20 protein-coding genes are annotated in these 21,699 nt (G+C 37.3%); 6 read left to right on the forward strand and 14 right to left on the reverse strand.

Annotation, left to right across the window (positions count from 1 at the left end):
- Window positions 1-4: 4 nt before the first annotated feature.
- From BZK16_RS00195 to dcuC, 4 genes are all read left to right on the forward strand, one after another.
- Window positions 5-1,918: a TonB-dependent receptor plug domain-containing protein gene (locus tag BZK16_RS00195; protein WP_077926898.1), complete on the forward strand. Its 1,914-nt coding sequence runs from the start codon at window positions 5-7 to the stop codon at window positions 1,916-1,918.
- Window positions 1,919-2,273: 355 nt separating this feature from the next.
- A complete protein-coding gene (locus BZK16_RS00205; protein ID WP_077926900.1) occupies window positions 2,274-3,137 on the forward strand; it encodes an ABC transporter substrate-binding protein in 864 nt (287 codons plus the stop codon).
- 118 nt (window positions 3,138-3,255) lie between these two features.
- Window positions 3,256-3,771 (forward strand): YcnI family copper-binding membrane protein, encoded by a 516-nt coding sequence (locus BZK16_RS00210; RefSeq protein WP_077926901.1) that lies wholly within the window; start codon window positions 3,256-3,258, stop codon window positions 3,769-3,771.
- Between the two features lie 153 nt (window positions 3,772-3,924).
- Complete coding sequence (dcuC, locus tag BZK16_RS00215; RefSeq protein WP_077926902.1) at window positions 3,925-5,307, forward strand: C4-dicarboxylate transporter DcuC; 1,383 nt, start codon at window positions 3,925-3,927, stop codon at window positions 5,305-5,307.
- Between the two features lie 128 nt (window positions 5,308-5,435).
- Here dcuC and BZK16_RS00220 read toward each other — a convergent pair whose 3' ends face one another.
- The 3 genes from BZK16_RS00220 to ruvX form a co-directional block, all read right to left on the reverse strand.
- Complete coding sequence (locus BZK16_RS00220) at window positions 5,436-6,530, reverse strand: adenosine deaminase family protein (RefSeq protein WP_077926903.1); 1,095 nt, start codon at window positions 6,528-6,530, stop codon at window positions 5,436-5,438.
- A gap of 72 nt (window positions 6,531-6,602) precedes the next feature.
- The gene (locus BZK16_RS00225; RefSeq protein ID WP_077926904.1) at window positions 6,603-7,670 is read right to left on the reverse strand and encodes an ADP-ribosylglycohydrolase family protein; all 1,068 of its coding nucleotides are present in this window, start codon (window positions 7,668-7,670) and stop codon (window positions 6,603-6,605) included.
- A 58-nt stretch (window positions 7,671-7,728) separates the two neighbouring features.
- A complete protein-coding gene (gene ruvX / locus BZK16_RS00230; RefSeq protein WP_077926905.1) occupies window positions 7,729-8,148 on the reverse strand; it encodes a Holliday junction resolvase RuvX in 420 nt (139 codons plus the stop codon).
- 139 nt (window positions 8,149-8,287) lie between these two features.
- Here ruvX and BZK16_RS00235 point away from each other — a divergent pair, with 139 nt between their 5' ends.
- Window positions 8,288-8,590, forward strand: a complete 303-nt coding sequence (locus tag BZK16_RS00235; RefSeq protein WP_077926906.1) for a hypothetical protein — start codon at window positions 8,288-8,290, stop codon at window positions 8,588-8,590.
- 22 nt (window positions 8,591-8,612) lie between these two features.
- Window positions 8,613-8,780, forward strand: a complete 168-nt coding sequence (locus BZK16_RS14205) for a hypothetical protein (RefSeq protein WP_158076778.1) — start codon at window positions 8,613-8,615, stop codon at window positions 8,778-8,780.
- A gap of 81 nt (window positions 8,781-8,861) precedes the next feature.
- On the opposite strand, the gene purL is transcribed toward BZK16_RS14205, so the two are convergent.
- From purL to lpxD, 11 genes are all read right to left on the reverse strand, one after another.
- Window positions 8,862-12,770 carry a phosphoribosylformylglycinamidine synthase gene (gene purL, locus BZK16_RS00240; RefSeq protein ID WP_077926907.1) on the reverse strand — a complete coding sequence of 1,303 codons (3,909 nt, stop codon included), beginning with the start codon at window positions 12,768-12,770 and terminating at the stop codon, window positions 8,862-8,864.
- 139 nt (window positions 12,771-12,909) lie between these two features.
- Complete coding sequence (tenA, locus tag BZK16_RS00245) at window positions 12,910-13,596, reverse strand: thiaminase II (RefSeq protein ID WP_198932419.1); 687 nt, start codon at window positions 13,594-13,596, stop codon at window positions 12,910-12,912.
- Window positions 13,597-13,761: 165 nt separating this feature from the next.
- A complete protein-coding gene (gene brnQ / locus BZK16_RS00250; protein WP_077926908.1) occupies window positions 13,762-15,177 on the reverse strand; it encodes a branched-chain amino acid transport system II carrier protein in 1,416 nt (471 codons plus the stop codon).
- Window positions 15,178-15,335: 158 nt separating this feature from the next.
- Complete coding sequence (locus BZK16_RS00255; protein WP_077926909.1) at window positions 15,336-16,349, reverse strand: quinone-dependent dihydroorotate dehydrogenase; 1,014 nt, start codon at window positions 16,347-16,349, stop codon at window positions 15,336-15,338.
- Complete coding sequence (gene recO / locus BZK16_RS00260; RefSeq protein ID WP_077926910.1) at window positions 16,346-17,086, reverse strand: DNA repair protein RecO; 741 nt, start codon at window positions 17,084-17,086, stop codon at window positions 16,346-16,348. The genes BZK16_RS00255 and recO overlap by 4 nt, the downstream gene beginning before the upstream one ends.
- Before the next feature lie 2 nt (window positions 17,087-17,088).
- Entirely contained in the window at window positions 17,089-17,544 is a 456-nt protein-coding gene (gene mlaD, locus BZK16_RS00265) for an outer membrane lipid asymmetry maintenance protein MlaD (protein ID WP_077926911.1), read from the reverse strand.
- A 43-nt stretch (window positions 17,545-17,587) separates the two neighbouring features.
- The gene (gene rnhB, locus BZK16_RS00270; RefSeq protein WP_077926912.1) at window positions 17,588-18,202 is read right to left on the reverse strand and encodes a ribonuclease HII; all 615 of its coding nucleotides are present in this window, start codon (window positions 18,200-18,202) and stop codon (window positions 17,588-17,590) included.
- Entirely contained in the window at window positions 18,202-19,365 is a 1,164-nt protein-coding gene (gene lpxB, locus BZK16_RS00275) for a lipid-A-disaccharide synthase (protein ID WP_233145134.1), read from the reverse strand. The genes rnhB and lpxB overlap by 1 nt, the downstream gene beginning before the upstream one ends.
- Window positions 19,366-19,377: 12 nt before the next feature.
- Window positions 19,378-20,169, reverse strand: a complete 792-nt coding sequence (gene lpxA, locus BZK16_RS00280; protein ID WP_077926913.1) for an acyl-ACP--UDP-N-acetylglucosamine O-acyltransferase — start codon at window positions 20,167-20,169, stop codon at window positions 19,378-19,380.
- A gap of 24 nt (window positions 20,170-20,193) precedes the next feature.
- Window positions 20,194-20,652 carry a 3-hydroxyacyl-ACP dehydratase FabZ gene (gene fabZ, locus BZK16_RS00285; RefSeq protein ID WP_077926914.1) on the reverse strand — a complete coding sequence of 153 codons (459 nt, stop codon included), beginning with the start codon at window positions 20,650-20,652 and terminating at the stop codon, window positions 20,194-20,196.
- Between the two features lie 12 nt (window positions 20,653-20,664).
- Window positions 20,665-21,699: a UDP-3-O-(3-hydroxymyristoyl)glucosamine N-acyltransferase gene (gene lpxD, locus BZK16_RS00290; protein ID WP_077926915.1), complete on the reverse strand. Its 1,035-nt coding sequence runs from the start codon at window positions 21,697-21,699 to the stop codon at window positions 20,665-20,667.

The raw sequence follows: 21,699 nt of genomic DNA on the forward strand, positions 1-21,699 counted from the left end.
TTCTATGAAACTTAACCCATTGTATGTGGCACTTGGTGCTATCTTTTTTGTTACGCCTTTAGCATTTGCACAATCGAATGATGATCAACAAGGTGTCACACAATCTTCTGATAATAACGAAATTGTATTCACAGCAAACCGTACAGATCAAAAATTGGATACTGTTGGTTCAACCATCAATGTTATCTCTGAAAAACAACTAGAAAATGGTCAATATCAACGTATGAGTGATGCACTATCGAGATTACCTGGTGTCAATATTGTCAGCAATGGTGCTAATGGTACAAGCAATGCTTTTATTCGTGGTATCAACAGCAACAACATCCTAATCATGGTGGATGGCGTTATTGTTAACGATCCTGCAGATGGCAATAGAGGATTTGACTTCAGCACACTAGATACATTGAATGTAGAACGCATTGAAGTATTAAAAGGCCCACAAAGTACACTGTATGGTTCCAGTGCAATGGGTGGCGTGATTCAAGTATTCACCAAAAAAGGTGGACCTCAACGTACGACAGTCACATTAGAAGGTGGCAGTTACGAACACGTTAAAACAACGATTCAAACACAAGGTCAAACAGATACTTTAATGTATTCTGCCGCTTTAGGATTGAATCAAGAACGTGGTATTTCTGTTGCTGATAAAAAACTAGGTAATACAGAACGTGATCGCTTTAAAAACCGTAATGGCTCATTCTATGTAAATTATGCACCTTTAGATTGGATCAACTTTGATTTAATGGCTCGCTATGATCAACAACGTACAGATTTAGATGGCTTTGGCAAATATCCTGATGGCACTTCAGCGGTTAAAGATGATTTTGATTACTACCAAGAATCTAAACGTTGGTTAGGTCGCTTTGCCATCAATACAATTCTATTTGATGAAAAATGGTTAAGCTCATTGATTTATGATGGTAGTAAAACTAAACGTAACTATTTCAACGATCCAAATTCAATGACTGGTCGTAGCTTCTTCAATGGCAAGCTCCAAACTTATACTTGGCAAAATACATTAATTTTAGATCCTAATTTCCAAACACTATTTGGTGCATCTTACAGTAAAGAATCCATGAAAACAGATGGTGTTCCTAACGGTAAAGATATTAATACAAAAAGTGTATACATCGATCAGCACTTAAATTTTGGGGATAAATCCTTTAATACTGTTGGTTTACGCCATGAAAAGAACTCACAGTTTGGTGATAAAACAACGTATCGCTTAACTTCTCGCTTTAATATCAATGATTATATTGCAATCAAAGGTAGCTATGGCACGGGTTTCAAAGCACCGTCACTTTATAATTTATATGACACAACTTGGGGCAGCAACAACCCTGATTTGAAAGCTGAAACAAGTAAAGGCTTTGACATTGGTTTAGTACTTAATCCGATTGATAACACAGAAATTAACATTACTTATTTCCAACAAAAAATTCGCAATAGAATTACTTGGGTTTCTGACCCAATTACTTGGGCAAGCACGTACATTAACCGTGATCAATCTGAATTTAAAGGCGTTGAATTCTCAAGCAATACTCAACTCAATGATCAATTAGCATTTGGACTGAACTATACTTATACAGAAGCTCGTGATTACAAAATTGATAATAATATCAAAACTAGCACTAAGGCAAGTCGCGTACCAAAACATATGGTTGGTGGACATATTAACTTCAAACCAACTGAACAATGGAACTTATTTGCTGAAGCAAAATACAACAGCACAGCTTTAGATGGTAAAAGAAACCTTAAATCATATTGGATGGTTAATTTAGCAACTGATTACAAACTCAATGATGATGTTAGCTTCTATGCTCGCGTGAATAATCTATTGGATGAACATTATTATACTGCTTGGGGTTACGGCCAGAAACGCATCAATGGTGCGATTGGTGTCAAAATTTCATTCTAAGTTGAAGTAATATTAGTAAAAAAGAGGGTTTTACCCTCTTTTTAATCTTGCGAGATTTAATAAGGTTACAATTTTACAATGAAAAAGCTCTTATCGTTATTGGTCATTTCTGCTTCACTATTCAGTACATCTGCATTAGCAGTCAGCGAACAATGCCAAAGAATTATCTCTTTATCACCAACCATCACAGATACATTATTATCATTAGGATTAGAAAAAAATATTGTTGCAGGTACAAGATATGATCGCTTGCCAAAAGATAGTCACATTCNTCTAAGTTGAAGTAATATTAGTAAAAAAGAGGGTTTTACCCTCTTTTTAATCTTGCGAGATTTAATAAGGTTACAATTTTACAATGAAAAAGCTCTTATCGTTATTGGTCATTTCTGCTTCACTATTCAGTACATCTGCATTAGCAGTCAGCGAACAATGCCAAAGAATTATCTCTTTATCACCAACCATCACAGATACATTATTATCATTAGGATTAGAAAAAAATATTGTTGCAGGTACAAGATATGATCGCTTGCCAAAAGATAGTCACATTCAACAAATTGGTGGCATGTTAGATCCCAACTACGAAGCAATCACCCTACTTTCCCCCACAATTATTTTTGCAGACCTCACAGAAGATAGTCCACAAAAACGTAAATTTGATACATTAAAATTTAATACAAAATTGCTCACATTTACCTCATTAGATGAGATCCAACAGGCCATTCAAAATATTGGTGCAATCTGTAATATCACTGCCGAAGCCAATCAGAAAATAAACGAGTTTAATTTAACACTCAAAACAACCCAATTAGAAAATAAATCACCTAAAGTTTTAATACTTTATTCATATGAAGGTGATGATCATCTCACTCAATTACCTCAGCGCGCAGCAGGTAAAAGTTTCCATCAAGATATTTTAGAAGCTGTTGGCGGTCAAAATGCCTATCAAGGCGAGCTGAATGCACCAATCATGTCTCAAGAAGGCATTCTGATGTTGAACCCAGACATTATTATCCTATTGCAAGGTGATCAGAATAAAGAATTAGATCAATCACGATCCATTACAACTGAAAAAATTCACCCAAATTGGCGCAGCCTACAAGGATTATCTGCCATTACAAATGATCAAGTCTATATGATGAAAGGTGAGCCAACATTTATTGCTAGCCCAGATGCTGTGATTGCGACACTTAAAAGTTTACATACAATTTTATCTCAATAAAGACATCTTATTAAGCAAGCTATTATAAGGTTTAATAGCTTTTTACACAAAACTTGTATATACAAGATATCAAATATAAATTACAATCAAAATCCCCATTACATTACGAGATTTTTGTATGAATTTTAAATTCGCTTCTTTCATCATTACCCCACTATTACTATCTCAAATCGCGACAGCACATGTGAGTTTTATAGATGCTAAACCAATGACAGAAGGCAAACCCTTTAAAGCAACTTTTGCCATCCCACATGGCTGTGAAGGCACTCCAACCACTAAAGTGACGATCAAAATTCCTGAAGGAGTGATTGGTATTAAACCTATGTCCAAATCAGGCTGGACACTTTCAACAGAAACAATTCAATATGCTAAAACGTACCAACAATATGGCAAGGATGTAACCCAAGGAGTTTCATCTATCACTTGGGAAGGCTCGTTGCCTGATCAATATTATGATGAATTCACAATCACAGGCTATTTTGCTGACAATGCAAATAATAGTGAAGCGCTTTATTTTCCTGTGATTCAAAATTGTGAAGTAGGTGAATATTTATGGACAGATACTAGCGGACACCAGCATCATGGGCATGATTCAAAAGAATTGAATGCACCATCATTAAAAGTAGCAAAGTAAAAAATACCTCATTTACTCATTCAACTTATGGTTTCAAATTTGAATAATAAGTTGAATGAGAGCTTTTCTATTAAATTTATTAAAAAATCGTCATTTTGCATGTGAATCTAAAGCACAATGAGCTAAAATTTCATCTTTTTCACAAAGCTCATCATGATCGAAATTCTCATAAGCGTCACCTTCTTAATCATTGCTGGCTATCTCATTGCCAAAAACTATGATGCCAAAATTGTTCTCTTTCTCTCAGGTTTAGCCCTGCTATATGCAACGGTAATTATTGGCAAACCTATCTTTCAAGAAGGCTCAACGGGCTCTGTTTGGCTAGATCCATTCAAAATGGCAACCAATGTATTCACTATGCAAATGGGCATCGTTGGTTTAACAATCATGGTGCTGTTTGGCTTTGCTAACTACATGAATCATATTGGTGCCAATGATGCAATGGTTCATACATTATCTAAGCCTATCAAAAAAATTAAATCAGTTTATATATTAGTTCCAATAGTTTTCTTATTAGGCAATGCATTACAAATGGTATTACCAAGCGCTGCAGGCTTAGCAATCCTGTTAATGGCTACTTTATATCCAGCATTAAGAATGGCAGGAATGTCACCATTAACAGCTGGTGCAGTGATTGCCACAACAGCAACCATTACCCCAACACCGCTAGGATCTGATAATGTCGTTGTTGCACAGCGATTAGGTATTTCATCCTTAGAATATGTCATGGAATTCCATGCAAAAGTATCGATTCCTGCGCTAATTGCAATGGCTGTTGCTCATTTACTCTGGCAGCGTTATATGGATAAGCGACAAGGCACTGTACATGTTCCCTTCGAAATTCCACACACAAAAGATGAACAAAATGCTCCTTTGCCACCATCTTGGTATGCTATTTTTCCAGTCATGCCTATTATTTTGTTGCTCATATTTAATCTTGGCTTCATTGATCCTGAAACACAAAAATCAACAATTAACCTTGGCCTAGTCGAAATTACTTTAATTTCAATCATTCTCCCAATGTTTGTGGAGTTGATTCGTAAAGGTGATATTAAACAAAGTATCAAAGATTTTAATTTATTCTTTGAAGGCATGGGACAAGGATTTTACCAAGTGGTCTCATTAATCATCGCAGCTGGCTTATTTGTAGAAGGTTTAAAATCTATCGGTGTAATTGGCTTATTAACTAATAGTTTGAATGATGTTCAAGGAGCAGGATCAATCTTAATGCTATTCTTCTCTGGTATGGCTGCATTGATCGGTTTCATCAGCGGCAGCGGAATCGCCGTATTCCACTCTTTCATCAAAATCATTCCTGAAATTACAGAACAAATGGGTGTCAGCACTGTATTAGTTGCATTACCAATGCAATTAACAGCCAATCTAATTAGATCTGTTTCACCAGTTGCAGCTGTGATTATTGTTGTAGCTTCTACATTAAAAGTTAGCCCAATTGAGATTGTAAAACGTACTTCTATTCCTGTATTCACAGGAATTTTTGTCTGCTTAATCTTATCTTATTATTATTTTGGTTAATATATTTATATCACTTTTAAAAACTCATGAACTTAAGTGATCTCGCGCGTAGCGCGAGACACGAATAGTCATATTAATAAAGCCATCTCACGATGGCTTTATTTTTATCTCATTTTAGCGGATGAATATTAAGTTCTAGGGCCATATTGAACATGCAATTCAGGATCAATTTTTGGTTCTTCAACTAATTGAGCGCGTAAATCATCGAATTCTTTCATCCAATGGTAGCGCCATTCTTGCTTCAATGACTCTGATTGCCATGCAGAATCAATGCCATTTAAAATACATTGGCGAACGCCATCTAAATCAAAACCAAAATCATTGATCATCACTTCGTAGCATTTCACACCATTTGTATCATGCATATGCCAATCATCTGTTGCAGGGATGATCTTCATCCCTGCTTGTGCCATTTGGCGAATTGGATGATTTTTCTGCCAATCTTTATGATCAGGCCACTTTTTCATAAAAAATGTATTGCTTGGTACAACTGTAAATGGAATACCTAATCGTGTACAACGAGCCGTTAATTCAGGGTTTTCAATCACTGTATAACCGTGATCAATTCTCTCAAGATTAATTAAATCTAAACCTGTTTCCACATTGCGCCAATGCAATCCAAATTCTGAGCAATGCCCTGTTAATCTCAAACCATTTTGCTCTGCTAAACGATATGCTTTCCAGAAATTTTCAATAGGTGCATGATCTTCACGATAATCAATACCAATCCCTAATACTCGCTCATGAGGATAATCAATCATCCATTGCACCATTTCTACAGCTTCTTCTGGTGGTTTTTCACGGTTAATGGATGGAATCAAATAAGCCGAAATATTCCATTCTTTTTCAGCTTGCTCAAAAGCCTCAGCCAAAGCAATCGTGACATCTTTATAAGGCAAATTGGTATCATTCGGATTCCAAAAGAACTCTACATAACGAATCCCCGTATTTTTTGCATCTTCTAAGACTTCATGTGCAACACGCTGATAATCTACAGTTTCTCTCAATAAAGGATATAAAAAATGCAAAGCAGCAATGCCACCTTTCATCACTTCATTTTCATGCGCATAGGCTCTGTAATAACTCTTGGCTTCTTTTTCCGTGAGTGGTACATCATATTTCTTTGCCAAGTCGAGCATCGTCATCATACGAACACCACCTAACAAATGATAATGCAATTCAGCTTTAGGGATTTGAGTCAAAAATTCAGAGAGAATTAACATTGTGCTTTGATCCTTTTGTTCATATAGCCCAGCATTCTACACAAAATCTCTCTATCCTTTATTGAAAACATTTTAATAGGGTGGCAATAACCTTCTAAATCCATGCAGTAATACAATAACTAATAATGCTACATTTTTGAGTAATTGTAATCCCCAAGATATTTTGGGAATCTCTGCTATATTCTGATTACTCACTGCTTCAGACATTTGCATTAATTTATTCAATGAAATTGGAGCATTATAAATACCATTCATCCACTCTTTTGGAATATCTTTTTGATGATCTATAGACATTCCCATCAATGCACCCAAAATTGCTGCTGTTGTATCGCTATCTCCACCTGCCAATATCATTGCTTCGATGCCTTTCTGATAATCACCAAAATAATAAAGCCATGCATAAATAACAGCAGGAACTGTATGCCCGATATATCCTGAAACTCCTCGTTTATCCAAATTCATTGCAATCAAATACTCCTCAAATGATTGCTTTGCTATTAGATAATCTCTGGCCAGTTGTAGTGATTTTTTTAATTGCTCAGAATGGATCTTAGGTAAAGCTATATTAAAGAAATTTTCTGTAGGTGCTATTTTTGGTTTTTCCCTCATGATTAAAGCTGCCGCCTGTGCAATCACCCAAGCACCTTCTTCTGTTTGCGAATCTGTATGCGTCATTTTGGTCGAAATTTCTAAAAATTGATCCAACTTTTCAGCATCATTTGCGAAAAAGGCACCAATGATTGGTGCTCTCATAGCAGGACCATTACCTGCTGAATAAATCCCTGATCGATTAGGGGAAACGCCCAATAATAATTTCACAGAGGCTTTAATTGAAGCCTTCCCTGCACCAACAGGAAAGCTTAAAAACCATTTTTTCATATTTTGTGATAAAAGCTGACTGAATAGCTCTGGTGAGCTTTGACTACGAACTAAAGCATCAGCTGTTATCCATAAATGCTCTGTATCATCACTGCATACTGAAAAACGTGTTAATTTTGGAATAGCTACTAATGCAGGCTGAATACTTATACCAAATAATTTAATAGATCTTTTAGGTGATAAATTTTCTCTCGGTAATCCCATTGCATCACCTACAGCTGTACCTAAAAATAATCCTAATATTTGGTTATTATTCATCATTAGCCATCTTTTGTTATATATTTCTTTTAAGAATAAGACTTAATGTTTCACTTGCAAACTATAAAGAAAAGATTAAATCACCATTCAAATAGCGTTCCACAATAATCGCCGCAGAATGGGCATCCAATTGCCCTTTCTTACCTTTTTTCGATGGTTTCATATATTGTTCGCTTTCTTTCGATGATAAACGCTCATCCACTTCTTCAACTGGCAAACCAAATCGCCCATGTAAACGATTCATGAATTTACGGATCTTTCTCATGTGTTCAGTTTCTGTACCATCAGCCGTATATGGCATGCCAACTACCAACAATGTTGGTGTCCATTCTTTGATGTGTTTTTCAACTTCATCCCAATCAGGCTGGCCTTCATTAGCTTTTAAAATAGCAATGGGTTGTGCTGTATTGGTTAAGCGATTACCCACAGCCAAACCAATATTTTTGACACCAAAATCAAAACCCAAAACTATTTCTTCCATGCTTAATCCTATTAGCCAATGATATACTTCCTGAAGATTATAACGATATTTACGACTATGACACAAAATTAAGTATTGATCATATATTGCATGGCCAATATTCAATTGCCAAAGAAGCATTTTCTATCAGGAGACAAATATGGATATCATTATTGAACAAATGACAGAAAAAGATTTACCTCAAATTACACAATTACTGCAAGCTTATTCTGCATCACAAAATGGAGGGCTACTTGGTGATTTTTCTCTAGCAAAGATCAAAACAATGGCCTCAACATCCCTTGCTGTTATTATTGCCAGAAAAGATGATGCCATCGTAGGTGTTGCATTCAGTTTTCCAATGGCTAATACAGAACTTCCACCACTTGTTGCACATATCAATCAACAATTTCCTAATTTAGTTAAGAATAATTGGTTATATGGCCCTGTTTTGTATTACTGAAAGCTTTAGAGGTGGAAATATTTTGAAATCACTATTTGATGAGCTTTGCTACCAAAATCATGGTAAACCTATAGCTTTCATTAATGAAGATAATATTCGCTCCATTCGTGCACATGCCAAACTTGGCATGGTTAGAATTGCAGATTTTAATTTTAAAGATACGCCTTATATCCTTATTTCAACATTATAAAATAACTGATAAAACTTATAACTCACAAAAAAGCCGCTCTGATTTCTCAGTGCGGCTTAATTTTTCAATCAAATACAATGATTAGTTGAATGATTTACGTGCATTAGCAAACATTCTGTACCAACCACTGAATTCATCCCAACCTTCAGGTTTCCAGCTTAACTGATCACGCTTATAAACACGCTCAGGATGTGGCATCATGATTGTTGCACGGCCATCTTTTGATGTTAAACCTGCGATTGCATTCGGTGAACCATTAGGATTCAACGGGTAACGATCTGTGACTTGACCTAAACCATCCACATAACGCAATGCAACATCCGCATGATTCATTGAATCATCTTGGAACACAGCGCGACCTTCACCATGGCTCACAACGATTGGCATCACAGAACCTTCCATGCCATTCAAGAAAATAGATGGTGATTTTGCAACTTCAACCAATGCTAAGCGTGCTTCAAACTGCTCAGAAGCATTGCGCTCGAAACGCGCCCAATGCTCAGCACCTGGAATGATCGCTGACAATTGGCTCATCATCTGGCAGCCATTACAAATACCCAAGCTCAACGTATCTTCACGATCAAAGAACGCTGCAAAGTGTGCATGTAATGTTTGGTTGAATAAAATAGATTTCGCCCAACCTTGACCTGCACCTAAAACGTCACCGTAGCTGAATCCACCACAAGCTGCCAATGCTTGGAAATCTTCCAAAGAAACTCGGCCTGTGATTAAATCACTCATGTGAACGTCTTGCGCTTCAAAACCTGCACGCGTAAATGCTGCCGCCATTTCCACTTGACCATTCACACCTTGCTCACGCAATACAGCAATGCGAGGTTTTGCGCCTTTATTGATGTATGGTGCTGCAATGTCTTCATTCACATTGAACGTCGTTTTCGCGAACAATTTCTTCAAATCAGGTTCAACAATCAACTGGAATTCGCTATCAGCGGAAACTGGATTATCACGTAAACGTTGCATGTGATAGCTCACTTCAGACCAAGCTTTCTGTAATGCAATCCCTTGTTCATTCAAGATTGATTGTCCACTTGCAGAAATTGCCAATGAGTAATCATCTGAAATTTGGCCAATTGAATGCACTAAATGCTCGATGCCAAATGATTTCGCTAAATCAGTTAATGTTGCCACAAAGCGATTATCCACTTGTAATACAGCACCCAACTCTTCGTTGAACAATGCTCTGACAACTGATTCATGTGCAGAGAATTCTGCTTGTGCTGCCAATACAGATGTTAAATCTAATATTGCGCCTTTTTGTGCTGCAAACATCATTTCTGTAATCGTTGAAACCAAACCACCATCGCCACGATCGTGATAAGCCAAAATTTGATCATTGGCAATCATTGTTTGCATCAATTTAAAGAAGCCATCTAAATCTGCTGTTTCGACATCAGGAGAAACATCAGACAATTCACCATTCACTTGCGTTAAAGCAGAACCACCTAAACGACTATTACCATTACCCAAATCAATCAAGAACAATGTGCTGTCTTTCACGTTTTGTAATTCTGGCGTGATTGTTTTGCGGATATTTTCAATTGGTGCGAATGCTGTGATCACTAATGACAAAGGTGCTGTAACTGATTTCTTCTCGCCACTGTCTTCCCACACTGTATTCATTGATAATGAATCTTTACCCACAGGAATCGATAATGACAATGATTGACAGAAGTTAGACACTGATTCCACTGTACGATACAGTTTCTCATCTTCACCTTCTAAACCACATGGCGCCATCCAGTTGGCAGACAATTTGATTTTATTCATCTTACCAATGTTAGTTGCAGCAATGTTAGTAATTGCTTCACCCACAGCCATACGACCAGAAGCTGCCGCATCAAACAATGCTAAAGGTGCTTTTTCACCCATTGTCATTGCTTCACCATGCAATGTATCAAAGCCCATCGCTGTGACAGCAACGTCTGATACTGGTACTTGGTAAGGGCCAACCATTTGATCTTGATAAGTCAACCCGCCCACAGTACGATCACCAATTGTGATTAAGAAGCTCTTATTCGCAACTGTTGGCAAGCGCAATACATTGTATGTGCTTTCCACTAGATCAATCTTATCTGCATTGAATGCCACTATTGGGCTCTCTACAGTATGATCTGTGCGTGTTGTTTTTGGTGGCTTACCCAATAATACATCCAATGGTAAATCCACTGGCTCATTATCAAATAACTCATCTTTAACTTTTAATAAGCCATCATCTGTCGCTGTACCCACGATTGAGAATGGGCAACGTTCACGTTCACACAATACGCGGAAACGATCCAAATCTTCTGGCAAAATTGCTAGAACATAGCGCTCTTGCGCTTCGTTACACCAGATTTCCATTGGACTTAAACCTTCTTCTTCCAAATGGATTGCGCGAAGATTAAAGATTGCACTTCTGCCTGAATCATTCACTAATTCTGGGAATGCGTTAGATAAACCGCCTGCACCCACATCATGGATAGAGATGATTGGGTTTGCATCGCCTAACTGCCAGCAACGATCAATCACTTCTTGTGCACGATGTTCGATTTCAGGGTTACCACGTTGTACTGAGTCAAAGTCTAGATCTGCGCTATTCGCACCTGTTTCCATACTAGAAGCAGCACCGCCACCTAAGCCGATCAATAAACCCGGCCCGCCCAATTGAATCAACAAAGCGCCCGCTGGGAAAATACCTTTTTCCACTTGCTTCGCTTGAATGTTACCTAAACCACCTGCAATCATGATCGGCTTATGGTAACCACGCACTTTACCTTGATAAGGCGCTTCAAATGTACGGAAATAACCCAATAAGTTTGGACGACCAAATTCATTGTTAAATGCCGCGCCACCTAATGGGCCATCCATCATGATATCAAATGCACTGCTAATACGATCAGGTTTGCCATAGCCACCATTTTGATCATATTGCTCCCATGATTGAACATAGTTAGGAATCTGCAAGTTGGAAACACTGAAACCTGTTAAACCGGCTTTAGGACGAGCACCGCGACCTGTTGCGCCTTCATCACGAATTTCACCGCCAGCACCAGTAGATGCACCTGCAAATGGAGAAATTGCTGTTGGATGGTTATGTGTTTCCACTTTCATTACAATGTGTGTCAATTCTTCATTATAGTTATAAACACAGTTTTGTGATGTTGGATAAAAACGAGGAATTGTGTAACCTTCAATAATTGAAGAGTTATCGCTATAAGCAACAATTGTGCCTTCAGGCGTTTTAGCGTGCGTATCTCTAATCATTCTGAATAATGATTTAGGTTGCTGAACACCATTCAACACGAAGTCTGCATTGAAAATTTTATGACGACAATGTTCAGAGTTTGCTTGTGCGAACATCATCAATTCAACATCAGTTGGATTTCTACCCAATTTCTGATAGTTTTCATACAAATATTCAATTTCATCTTCAGATAATGCAAAACCAAATGTTTTATTAGCAATGACAAGCGCTTCAATACCTTTGCCAAGAATATCAATCGATTCAAATGTACGTGCTTCTGTATGATGAAACAACTGCTCTGCTTCTTTGAATGACGTTAATAATGATTCTGTCATTCTGTCATATAACAATGCTGACCAAGCCTGCAACTCAGCCGTTGTTAAATCACCTTTCAACACAAATGCAATACCACGCTCAATGCGCGAGATATCATTGAAACCACAATTGTGTACGATATCCGTTGCTTTAGAAGCCCAAGATGAAATAGTGCCGATGCGAGGAGTGACTAAGAAGAGATGTTCGCTAGAAGATAGCTGAGGAGGTGTTGTTTCGGTGGCTGTTAGAATAGCCGAGAGAGATGCTACAGAAGATGAGTTTAGAGGTTGTTTGCTTTCTATAAAATACCAATAAGTGGCGGATATATTGATATCGGGCGGTAAATTTAATCTTGCCGCATTTTGCCTTAACTTATCCAATCTAAAGTCGGATAGCGCCAGTGAACCACATAACGAAATAATCGAGGACATTACATTACTCTCAAATAAAGATGGTCAGAGAAGCGCAATATCATACCCTACTTCTCTTGCGAAAAAAACTGCCAATCACAAAATACTCAGAGAATTTTTATAAAAAGCCAATACTAAAATCTAGTATTGGCAAAAATATTTATACAGTGACAGGCACATCCCACATAGAGAGTTTTTCAGCCATATCCCAGAACATATATTCATAGTAACTTGTGTTAACGACGATATCTTCTAGCTTTTTCTTTGCTTCAGGTGATGCAGTTTCACCAATTTTATCAATCAACTGAATGCATTTATTCACTAACTCTGTAAATTCAGATGAAGAATAGGTATTCACCCAATCACCATAAAACTCATGCTCTTTCGATGCAGGATTTTCTGCCAATGCGTTGCCAATATAGTTATAGCTCCAAGCACAAGCTAATACAGCAGCAATTGTATTTTCAACGCCACCCAATGATGCTTGGCTTAACATGTAGCTTGTATAAGATGTCATTGTTGCTGAAGGCTCTGTTGCTTCTAATTCTTCAGCGGAAATGCCAAATTTCGCAGCATATTGGCGATGCAAATCCATTTCAAAGCTTAATGTGCCATGCAATAATTCACCAAATAATGTCATGGTTGATAAATCATTTGCCTTAGATGCACCGATTGCAAATAAGCGTGAATAATCGATTAAATAAATATAATCTTGCTTCATATAATGGATAAATTTTGCTTTATCCAAAGTGCCATCACCAATGCCTTTTACAAAAGGATGTGTTAAGTACGATTGCCACAGTGGCTCTACTCTGTTAAAAATCTGCTGGCTAAAAGAAATAGTCATCTCGATTCCTTACATCAATTCATTAATAAAATATTAAATAATCAAATTCTCATCCAAATTAATATAAAACCTTATATTTTATAAAAGTGAAGATTTGATCATACATAATAAAAAACCCGCATTTTATTGCGGGTTTTCATATTAACTCATATCAAAATATATAGCTTATTTTGTAAGATCTTTTCGTGTTTTCTTTAGTAAAATATTATTATTCAAATGAATGGATGCAAAGAATGCAATCACGCCAGGTACAACCCAGCCCATAGAAATATCATTCAATGGCAACATTTGTACAAAGCTTGCTGTTGGGAAGAATACTGTCGAAATGCTCACAAACAATACAACATAAGTTGTGATCTGCAATTCAATTCTATCCAATGGCACTAATAATTTATCAATGAAGATCAATGCAATTAACGTGATTGTGATTGGATAAACAATCAACAATACAGGAATTGCACCTTTAATGATTTGTGCCAAACCTTGGTTAGCCAAGCCAAAACTGATCAAAGTGAAAATGATCGCAAATTGCTTATAAGAAATTTTTGGTAATAAGCTATGGAAATAGCTACTGATAGACACGATTAAACCAATCGCTGTTGTCAAACATGCCAAACCAACGATGATACCCAAAATGACTTTACCAAACATGCCCATCGTTAAGTTAGCAACTTCCGTTAAGATGTATGTACCACGATCTTGACCTGCGGCTGCAAATGCAACTTCATCAATTGGGAAATGGTTACCAATCCAACCTAAAGCGATATAAATAATACCCAACGCAGCACCTGCAATTAATGCAGCGTATGAAGAATATTTAAATAGGTCTTTTTGGTTATCAATGCCATATGCTCGTACAGCTTTCAATACAATGATAGAGAATGCAACTGCAGCAATCGTATCCATTGTTTGATAGCCTTCTACGAAGCCTTTTGCAAATGGTGCTAATTGATATGCTTCATCAATTTCTGCAATTGGAACATTTAACTTAGCAAATGAGATAATGATTAAGATAATCATTGTGACTAATAATGCTGGCGTTAAAATTTGACCCACGCGATCAACAATTTTAGTTGGGTTATAGCTCAACCAAAATGCTAATGCAAAGAATAAAACTGTATAGAAGAATAAGCCTACTTTACCCACCATAGCCAATGCAGTGACAGATGCATCATTCGCATAAAACATTGATTTTAAGCCTTCAGCAATGCTTAGGAAAAGACCATGTAAAATACCGCCATCTGCTTTAATTAATGGCACCAATGCCATTTCATATGACACTGTTGCTGTTCTTGGAATTGCAAAAAACGGCCCAATGGTTAGATAAATCGCCACCATGAAAATGACAGAGAAGACAACGCTGATGCGCTTAGTTTCTGTAATGAATCCTTCTTCAGAGAAAGAACCCGCAATAATACCTAGAAGTGGTAAACCCACACCTGTGATAACAAAACCGATAATAGCAGGAGTGAAGCTCCCACCGCTCAACCACCCTGCATTAGGTGGGAAAATTAAGTTTCCGGCGCCAAAGAAAATGGCGAACAACATAAACCCAATGGCTGTAATTTTTCGAACCGTCATAGTACTCTCTAATTTTTCAATTTAGTCAATATTTATTAAGATCGTCTTGGATAAAGACACTGTTTACTTGTGGTAAACGTAATTGGAAACCTTTTGGGTATCTTAATAAATATCACGAAAGATTAGAGAGCTCAAGCTAAAGCCATTTAAAAAACTATTTATAATTGATAATCAAGCAATTTTTTATTAACGTCTTCAATTAATCCTGTACCACCATAAATGAAACCTGAATAGATTTGCACAAGCTTTGCACCTGCTTTAATCTTTTCGACAGCATCGTCACCATTCATAATGCCACCTGCTGCAATCACAGGAATAGATTCTGGTAAATGTGCTGTTAAAGTTTTCACAACCTGAGTTGAGCGTTCTGTCAATGGACCACCACTTAGACCACCTGCTTCATCTGCATTCGCAAAACCCTGTACTTCTACGCGGCTCAATGTGGTATTGGTACCTATCACGCCATCTAATTTTACAGCTTTGATCACTTCAACAGATTCCAACAACTCTTCTTCACTCATATCTGGCGCTAACTTCACAACCAATGGTGTATATTTTTGATATTTTTCTGCCAATACAATTTGCTCTGCTTTCAATGTTTCTAAAAGCTGTTGCAATTGATCTTTACCTTGCAATGAACGTAGATTCTTTGTATTTGGTGATGAGATGTTAATCGTAATGTAATCAGCCAATTGATAAGCTTTCTTTAAGCAGATTAAATAATCATCAGTTGCTTTATGAATAGGTGTAATAGCATTTTTACCGATATTCACACCAATCAATGGGCCACCTGATGTATTTAAACGATACTCTTCTAAATTACGCAATAAATAATCAATACCTTTATTATTAAAGCCCATACGATTAATGATTGCCTGTTTCTCAGGAATTCTGAACATTCTTGGCTTAGGATTACCTGCTTGTGGCAATGGCGTTACTGTACCAATTTCCACAAAACCAAAGCCCATTTTTGCCCAAGCTGACAATGCTTCACCATTTTTATCTAAACCTGCTGCCAAGCCCACTTTATTTTTAAAATTTAATCCCATCACTGTAATGGGATCATCTGGCAAAGTTTGTTGCACTGGCAATAATGGTAATGCTGCGATTGCCAAATTATGTGCTGTTTCAGCAGGAATGGTTAATAAAAGTTTGCGGGCAAAATCCATCATGAGGAACTCCTTTTCTCTCGTTCTTGCTGTCTTAAATGTAGGGATTGTAGCCAAACCTTAGATTGTAAAGGTTGGTTACCTAATAACGGTTGTAATAAATAGCGCATCATGCGCTTATAAATCAGTAATAATTCTTTATCAATGAGTGCATGGTCATTATTATCTGTGATCTCATTGATTAATAATATGTTGTCACCCAGAATTGGGAAATGATGAGTTTTTGTTTTGAATTTACTGAAGCCACTTTCTGAACATAAGTGATAAAGGAGATTTTCTACAAAAGCATCACCATCATTATCTGTCCATAAATCTGGCATAACGCCCAATGATTCCAATAAAGTTCGTTCAAAGCAACGAAGCATCCACTCTTGTAAAATGCTATCACCAAATTCTAATGCTTTTATGGCGCGCCAATAATGTGTAAACAGTGCTGAATCTGCATGATTTCGTGGCAATAAACGCACCAATAATTCATTCAAATAATAACCTGACCAAATATTCAAGCCTTGAATTGCAGATGTCTGTACCGAATCATAATCATCAGAAAAATAGAAAACCTTACCTTCTTTCAAATGCCATTTACCCAGTTGGAAAATCTGATCCGAATATTTACTTTTATGTGATCGATTAACTAAAACTGAGATTTTTCCATGGCACTCAGTAAAAAGATCGAGTAAAACTCGATCTTCTTGATATGCACTTCGCTTTAAAATAACACCTAAGGTTTCCAAAGCCACGATTAATCTTTATTCCCCATAGAGGTTAGGAATTGACCAATCAATCGCTCAATCACAATGGCCGATTGTGTTAAACGAATAGCATCACCATTTTCTAATGGCATTGGTGCACCACCAGGATCAAGTGCAACATATTGTTCACCCACTAAACCTGCTGTATAAATCATTGCAACGCTGTCTTTAGGAATTTCATATTTTTCATCCAAGCGCATTTCAACGATTGCTTTAAAATCATCAGGGTCTAACGAAATATGTGACACGCGACCAACGCGTACACCACCAATCATCACAGGTGCTTTGACTTTTAAAGAACCAACATTATCAAAACCTGCTGATACTGTAATTTGCTTACCAAAACGGCCATCAGTACTACTTGCTGTTAGAGCGAGCCAAACCAATGCAACGACACCAAAAATCACAAATAGACCAACAACAAAATTCATCACTCGCATATTCATAATGCTCTCACTTTTACAAAATCTGAATTATTCTACTACTTTTCTATGTTTTATGCATTGCCAAAGCTTTTTGAATCGGTGCAAAACTTCGTCTATGTGTTTCTAAAACACCTAAATTTTGAATTGCATCCATATGAACCTTTGTACCATAGCCTTTATGCTTCGCAAATCCATATTCGGGATATTGCTGGTCCAGTTCGATCATGGATAAATCACGGGCTGTTTTCGCTAAAATACTCGCTGCACTGATTTCTTCGTGCAGTAAATCACCTTTCACAACAGTTTTACACTGATATTGCGCTGGAAATTTTGGATTTTGGTTGCCATCCACTCGTACTAAGTGCGGTGCAATCTGTAAACCTGCTACTGCTCTTCGCATTGCCAGCAATGTTGCTTGCAAGATATTTAAGCGATCTATTTCTTCTACAGAAGCAGATGCAATGCACCATGCTTTGGCTTTTTTCTTGATCTCTTCTGCAATAATGTAACGTTTTTTTTCTGAGATCTTTTTAGAATCCGTTAAGCCTTCAATGCCATGATCTTCATCTAAAATCACAGCAGCTGCATAAACATCGCCACATAAAGGGCCACGCCCTGCTTCATCTACGCCTGCAATGAGGATCACTTTATCTTCTGTTAGAAATAAATCGATTTGCATTAAACTGACTTTACTAATTTATTAATAATGGCTTGTGCGGCCGCTTTATCCGCATCCAATCTCAATGATTCGTGAACTTTTAAATATTCACTCATGAGCATAGGATCATCTGTTTTTTTAAAAGCTTCAATCACCATTGGCGCTAAGCGATCAGCAACGACATCACCTTGGAATACTTCTGGCACCAATTCTTTACGCGCTAAAATATTGGGTAAAGAAAAGAATGGTGTGCGCACAACTTTCTTAGCAATATAAGCAGTCACAGATGAAAACTTATAAGCCACAACCATTGGTTTTTTCAATAGCATTGCTTCCAATGTTGCAGTACCTGATGCCAATAACACAACATCGGCTGCTTCCATTGCCAAACGAGAATCACCTTTTAAAATCATAAAAGATGATTTTTGCTCTTCTGGCAATATATTAATTTCTTGTTGAATTGTTTCATGTAAATGATCAGTTGCCGCAGGAATCACAACGGTTAATGTCGGATCTTTCGCTAATAATAACTGAGCTGTTTCCACGAAAATTTTCAATAATCTTGAAACTTCACTCACTCGACTACCTGGCAATAATGCCAATACTTTATTTTTATCTGTGATCTGAAGCGTTTGTCGAGCCTGAGCGGAATTGGGTATTAATGGAATCTCATCTGCTAAACGATGCCCCACACAAGTCGCATCCATTCTATGTTTTGTGTATAAATCCACCTCAAATGGAAATAAACATAAAACTTTATCCACTGATTTTTTAATTGTAAAAATACGTTTTTCGCGCCACACCCAAATGGATGGAGAAACATAATGAAACGTTGTGATGCCGATCTGTTTGATGGAATGCGCAACTTTTAAGTTAAAATCTGGCGCATCAATGCCAATGAATGCGATTGGCATACGATTTTCGGCTTCTTTCACCAATTGTGCTTTTAAACGCAATAGTTTTGGTAAATGAACCAATACTTCAAATAGCCCCATCACTGATAATGTTTCAATGGGCGCTAAACTTTCTAATCCTTCAGCAATCATTAAAGGTCCACCCACGCCAAAAAACTCAGCGTGAGGGAACTCTTCTTTCAATGCTTTTATTAATCCTGCACCTAAAATATCACCAGATAATTCACCTGCAACCATCATAAATGTCGGGGATGATGATACTTCTTTCACACAGAACCTCTATTATCTAACAATACCACGTTGTGTATCGACTTCTAAAAAATCCACTAATTTTTGCAAATGAGGAAAATCAGCAGCTAATACTTTGATTTCATCAATGGATTCTTGCAATGTTAAATTCTGGCGATACAAAGCTTTATAAGCCTTTTTCGTCGCAGAAATAGCATCTGCATCAAAACCATGGCGACGCAAACCTTCTGAGTTAATACCCGCAGGTTCAGCACGATAACCTGCTGCCGTAATGAATGGCGGAACATCACGATGAATTCCCGATGAGAACCCTGTGATTGCACCTTGTCCAACACGACAACGCTGATAGATCATGGAATAACCGCCCAAAATCACATCATCTTCAATGATCGCATGACCTGCCAATGATGCACCGTTAGCAAAAATCGTTCTTGAACCAACAATACAGTCATGAGCGATATGGCAAGTTGCCATAATCCAGTTATCGTCACCGATCTTCGTTAAGCATGCATCTTGTGTTGTACCACGGTTAATGGATACATATTCACGAATCGTATTACGATCACCGATATGAAGCTCAGTAAAGTCACCTTCTTTGAACTTCTTATCTTGTGGCACTTCACCAATAGAAGAGAATTGATAAAATGTATTATCTTTCCCAATCGTAGTATTTGCACCAATCACAACATGAGAGATTAGTTGAGTACCTGAACCAATCTTGCTGTTTTCTCCAATAATACAAAAAGGACCGATGCTAACATTTTCACCAATTTCAGCAGTTTCATGAATCACTGCTGTTGGATGAATTAAATTTTGGTTTGGCATAATTTATCTCCTAATTAATTAGAGTTAAAAAGCCTCCTGGCGCATACACATGACTTCTGCTTCACATACAACTGCACCATCAACTTTTGCTACGCCAGCAAATGACCAAATGCCACGGCGAGCTTTCAAAAATTTCACCTCGATTTCCATTGTATCACCTGGTTCAACAGGTTTTCTAAAACGTGCTTTATCAATACCTACGAAATAATAGATTGAGTTTGGCGTTGCATCTTCACCCGCAGTTTTATAAGCTAAAATACCTGTTGCTTGTGCGATTGCTTCCAAAATCATCACGCCTGGCATGATAGGTTTAACTGGAAAGTGACCTGTAAAATAAGGCTCGTTATATGTTACATTTTTACGTGCAACCAATGTTTCACCTTCTACATAATCCAACACTCGATCGATCATCAAAAACGGATAACGATGAGGCAAATACTTCATAATTTCGTTGATATCAATAATTTTAGATTCAGACACAATCTCACCTTTTCCTTATTCTTCAAAGTCTATTTTCTTTTCTAACGCCTTCACACGGCGATAGAGTTTATCAATTTGTTGTAGTTGCACAACGTTTCTGCGCCAAGTACGATTATCAGTCACTGGCATGCCTGATGAATAAACACCTGGTTCTACTAATGAATGCGTCACCATTGTATCGCCTGTCACCATTACACCATCGTGCAATTTAATATGACCATTAATACCAACACCGCCACCAATCACAACATTGTTACCAATTGTGCATGAACCTGCGATGCCCGTAAATCCTGAAATAACAGTGTTTTCACCCACTAAACCATTATGGCCTAACTGTACATGGTTATCTATCTTAGTACCTTTTCCAACGAATGTATCTTCAATTGCGCCACGATCAATACAACTGTTAGCACCAATATCTACATCATCAGATAAAATTACACGACCAACTTGTGCGATTTTCACATAACCTTTAGAACTAGGTGCAAAGCCAAAGCCTTCTGCCCCAATCACAACACCAGGATGTAGTATCACTCGATCACCCAATACACAGTTATAACAAACTGTAACATTCGGATAAATAAAACATCCTTCGCCCAATACTGTGTTTTCTTCAATCACAGAGCCTGCTTTAATCACACTATTGCTACCAATTTTTACATTATCTTCAATGACAACATTGGCACCAATGAAAACATTTTTACCAATGATGGCAGATTCAGCAATCGTTGCAGAAGAATGAATTTGATTAGGTAAGCTCGCTCTACGTGTATCAAATAAATGAGAAACATATGCCCAAGCTAAATAAGGATTTTTAGTAATTAATGCATTACCTTGATAACCTTCCGCTAAATCAGGCGATAAAATCACAACAGATGCTTCTGTTTCATCCAAATATTGACGATATTTAACATTATTGATGAACGCGATTTCACCTTGATGAGCATTTTGGATTGTTGCCAATCTTTGAATTTCACAAGCATCATCACCTTGCAATACAAGATCATTCACATGTTGAACAACATGTGCGAAAATTTCTGACAATAACAT

It is taken from the genome of Wohlfahrtiimonas populi (assembly GCF_002006795.1).
GTDB classification, from domain to species: Bacteria; Pseudomonadota; Gammaproteobacteria; order Cardiobacteriales; family Wohlfahrtiimonadaceae; genus Wohlfahrtiimonas; species Wohlfahrtiimonas populi.

Coding starts and splice junctions, on each gene's coding strand:
- ruvX (WP_077926905.1), bottom strand. CDS start 8,148: ATGGAAGAAATAGTTTTGGGTTTTGATTTTGGTGTCAAAAATATTGGT.
- rnhB (WP_077926912.1), bottom strand. CDS start 18,202: ATGCAAATCGATTTATTTCTAACAGAAGATAAAGTGATCCTCATTGCA.
- tenA (WP_198932419.1), bottom strand. CDS start 13,596: ATGACTATTTCTTTTAGCCAGCAGATTTTTAACAGAGTAGAGCCACTG.
- lpxD (WP_077926915.1), bottom strand. CDS start 21,699: ATGTTATTGTCAGAAATTTTCGCACATGTTGTTCAACATGTGAATGAT.
- BZK16_RS00210 (WP_077926901.1), top strand. CDS start 3,256: ATGAATTTTAAATTCGCTTCTTTCATCATTACCCCACTATTACTATCT.
- lpxA (WP_077926913.1), bottom strand. CDS start 20,169: ATGCCAAACCAAAATTTAATTCATCCAACAGCAGTGATTCATGAAACT.
- BZK16_RS00220 (WP_077926903.1), bottom strand. CDS start 6,530: ATGTTAATTCTCTCTGAATTTTTGACTCAAATCCCTAAAGCTGAATTG.
- BZK16_RS00225 (WP_077926904.1), bottom strand. CDS start 7,670: ATGATGAATAATAACCAAATATTAGGATTATTTTTAGGTACAGCTGTA.
- BZK16_RS00195 (WP_077926898.1), top strand. CDS start 5: ATGAAACTTAACCCATTGTATGTGGCACTTGGTGCTATCTTTTTTGTT.
- mlaD (WP_077926911.1), bottom strand. CDS start 17,544: ATGAATATGCGAGTGATGAATTTTGTTGTTGGTCTATTTGTGATTTTT.
- BZK16_RS00205 (WP_077926900.1), top strand. CDS start 2,274: ATGAAAAAGCTCTTATCGTTATTGGTCATTTCTGCTTCACTATTCAGT.
- dcuC (WP_077926902.1), top strand. CDS start 3,925: ATGATCGAAATTCTCATAAGCGTCACCTTCTTAATCATTGCTGGCTAT.
- BZK16_RS00235 (WP_077926906.1), top strand. CDS start 8,288: ATGGATATCATTATTGAACAAATGACAGAAAAAGATTTACCTCAAATT.
- purL (WP_077926907.1), bottom strand. CDS start 12,770: ATGTCCTCGATTATTTCGTTATGTGGTTCACTGGCGCTATCCGACTTT.
- BZK16_RS00255 (WP_077926909.1), bottom strand. CDS start 16,349: ATGATGGATTTTGCCCGCAAACTTTTATTAACCATTCCTGCTGAAACA.
- brnQ (WP_077926908.1), bottom strand. CDS start 15,177: ATGACGGTTCGAAAAATTACAGCCATTGGGTTTATGTTGTTCGCCATT.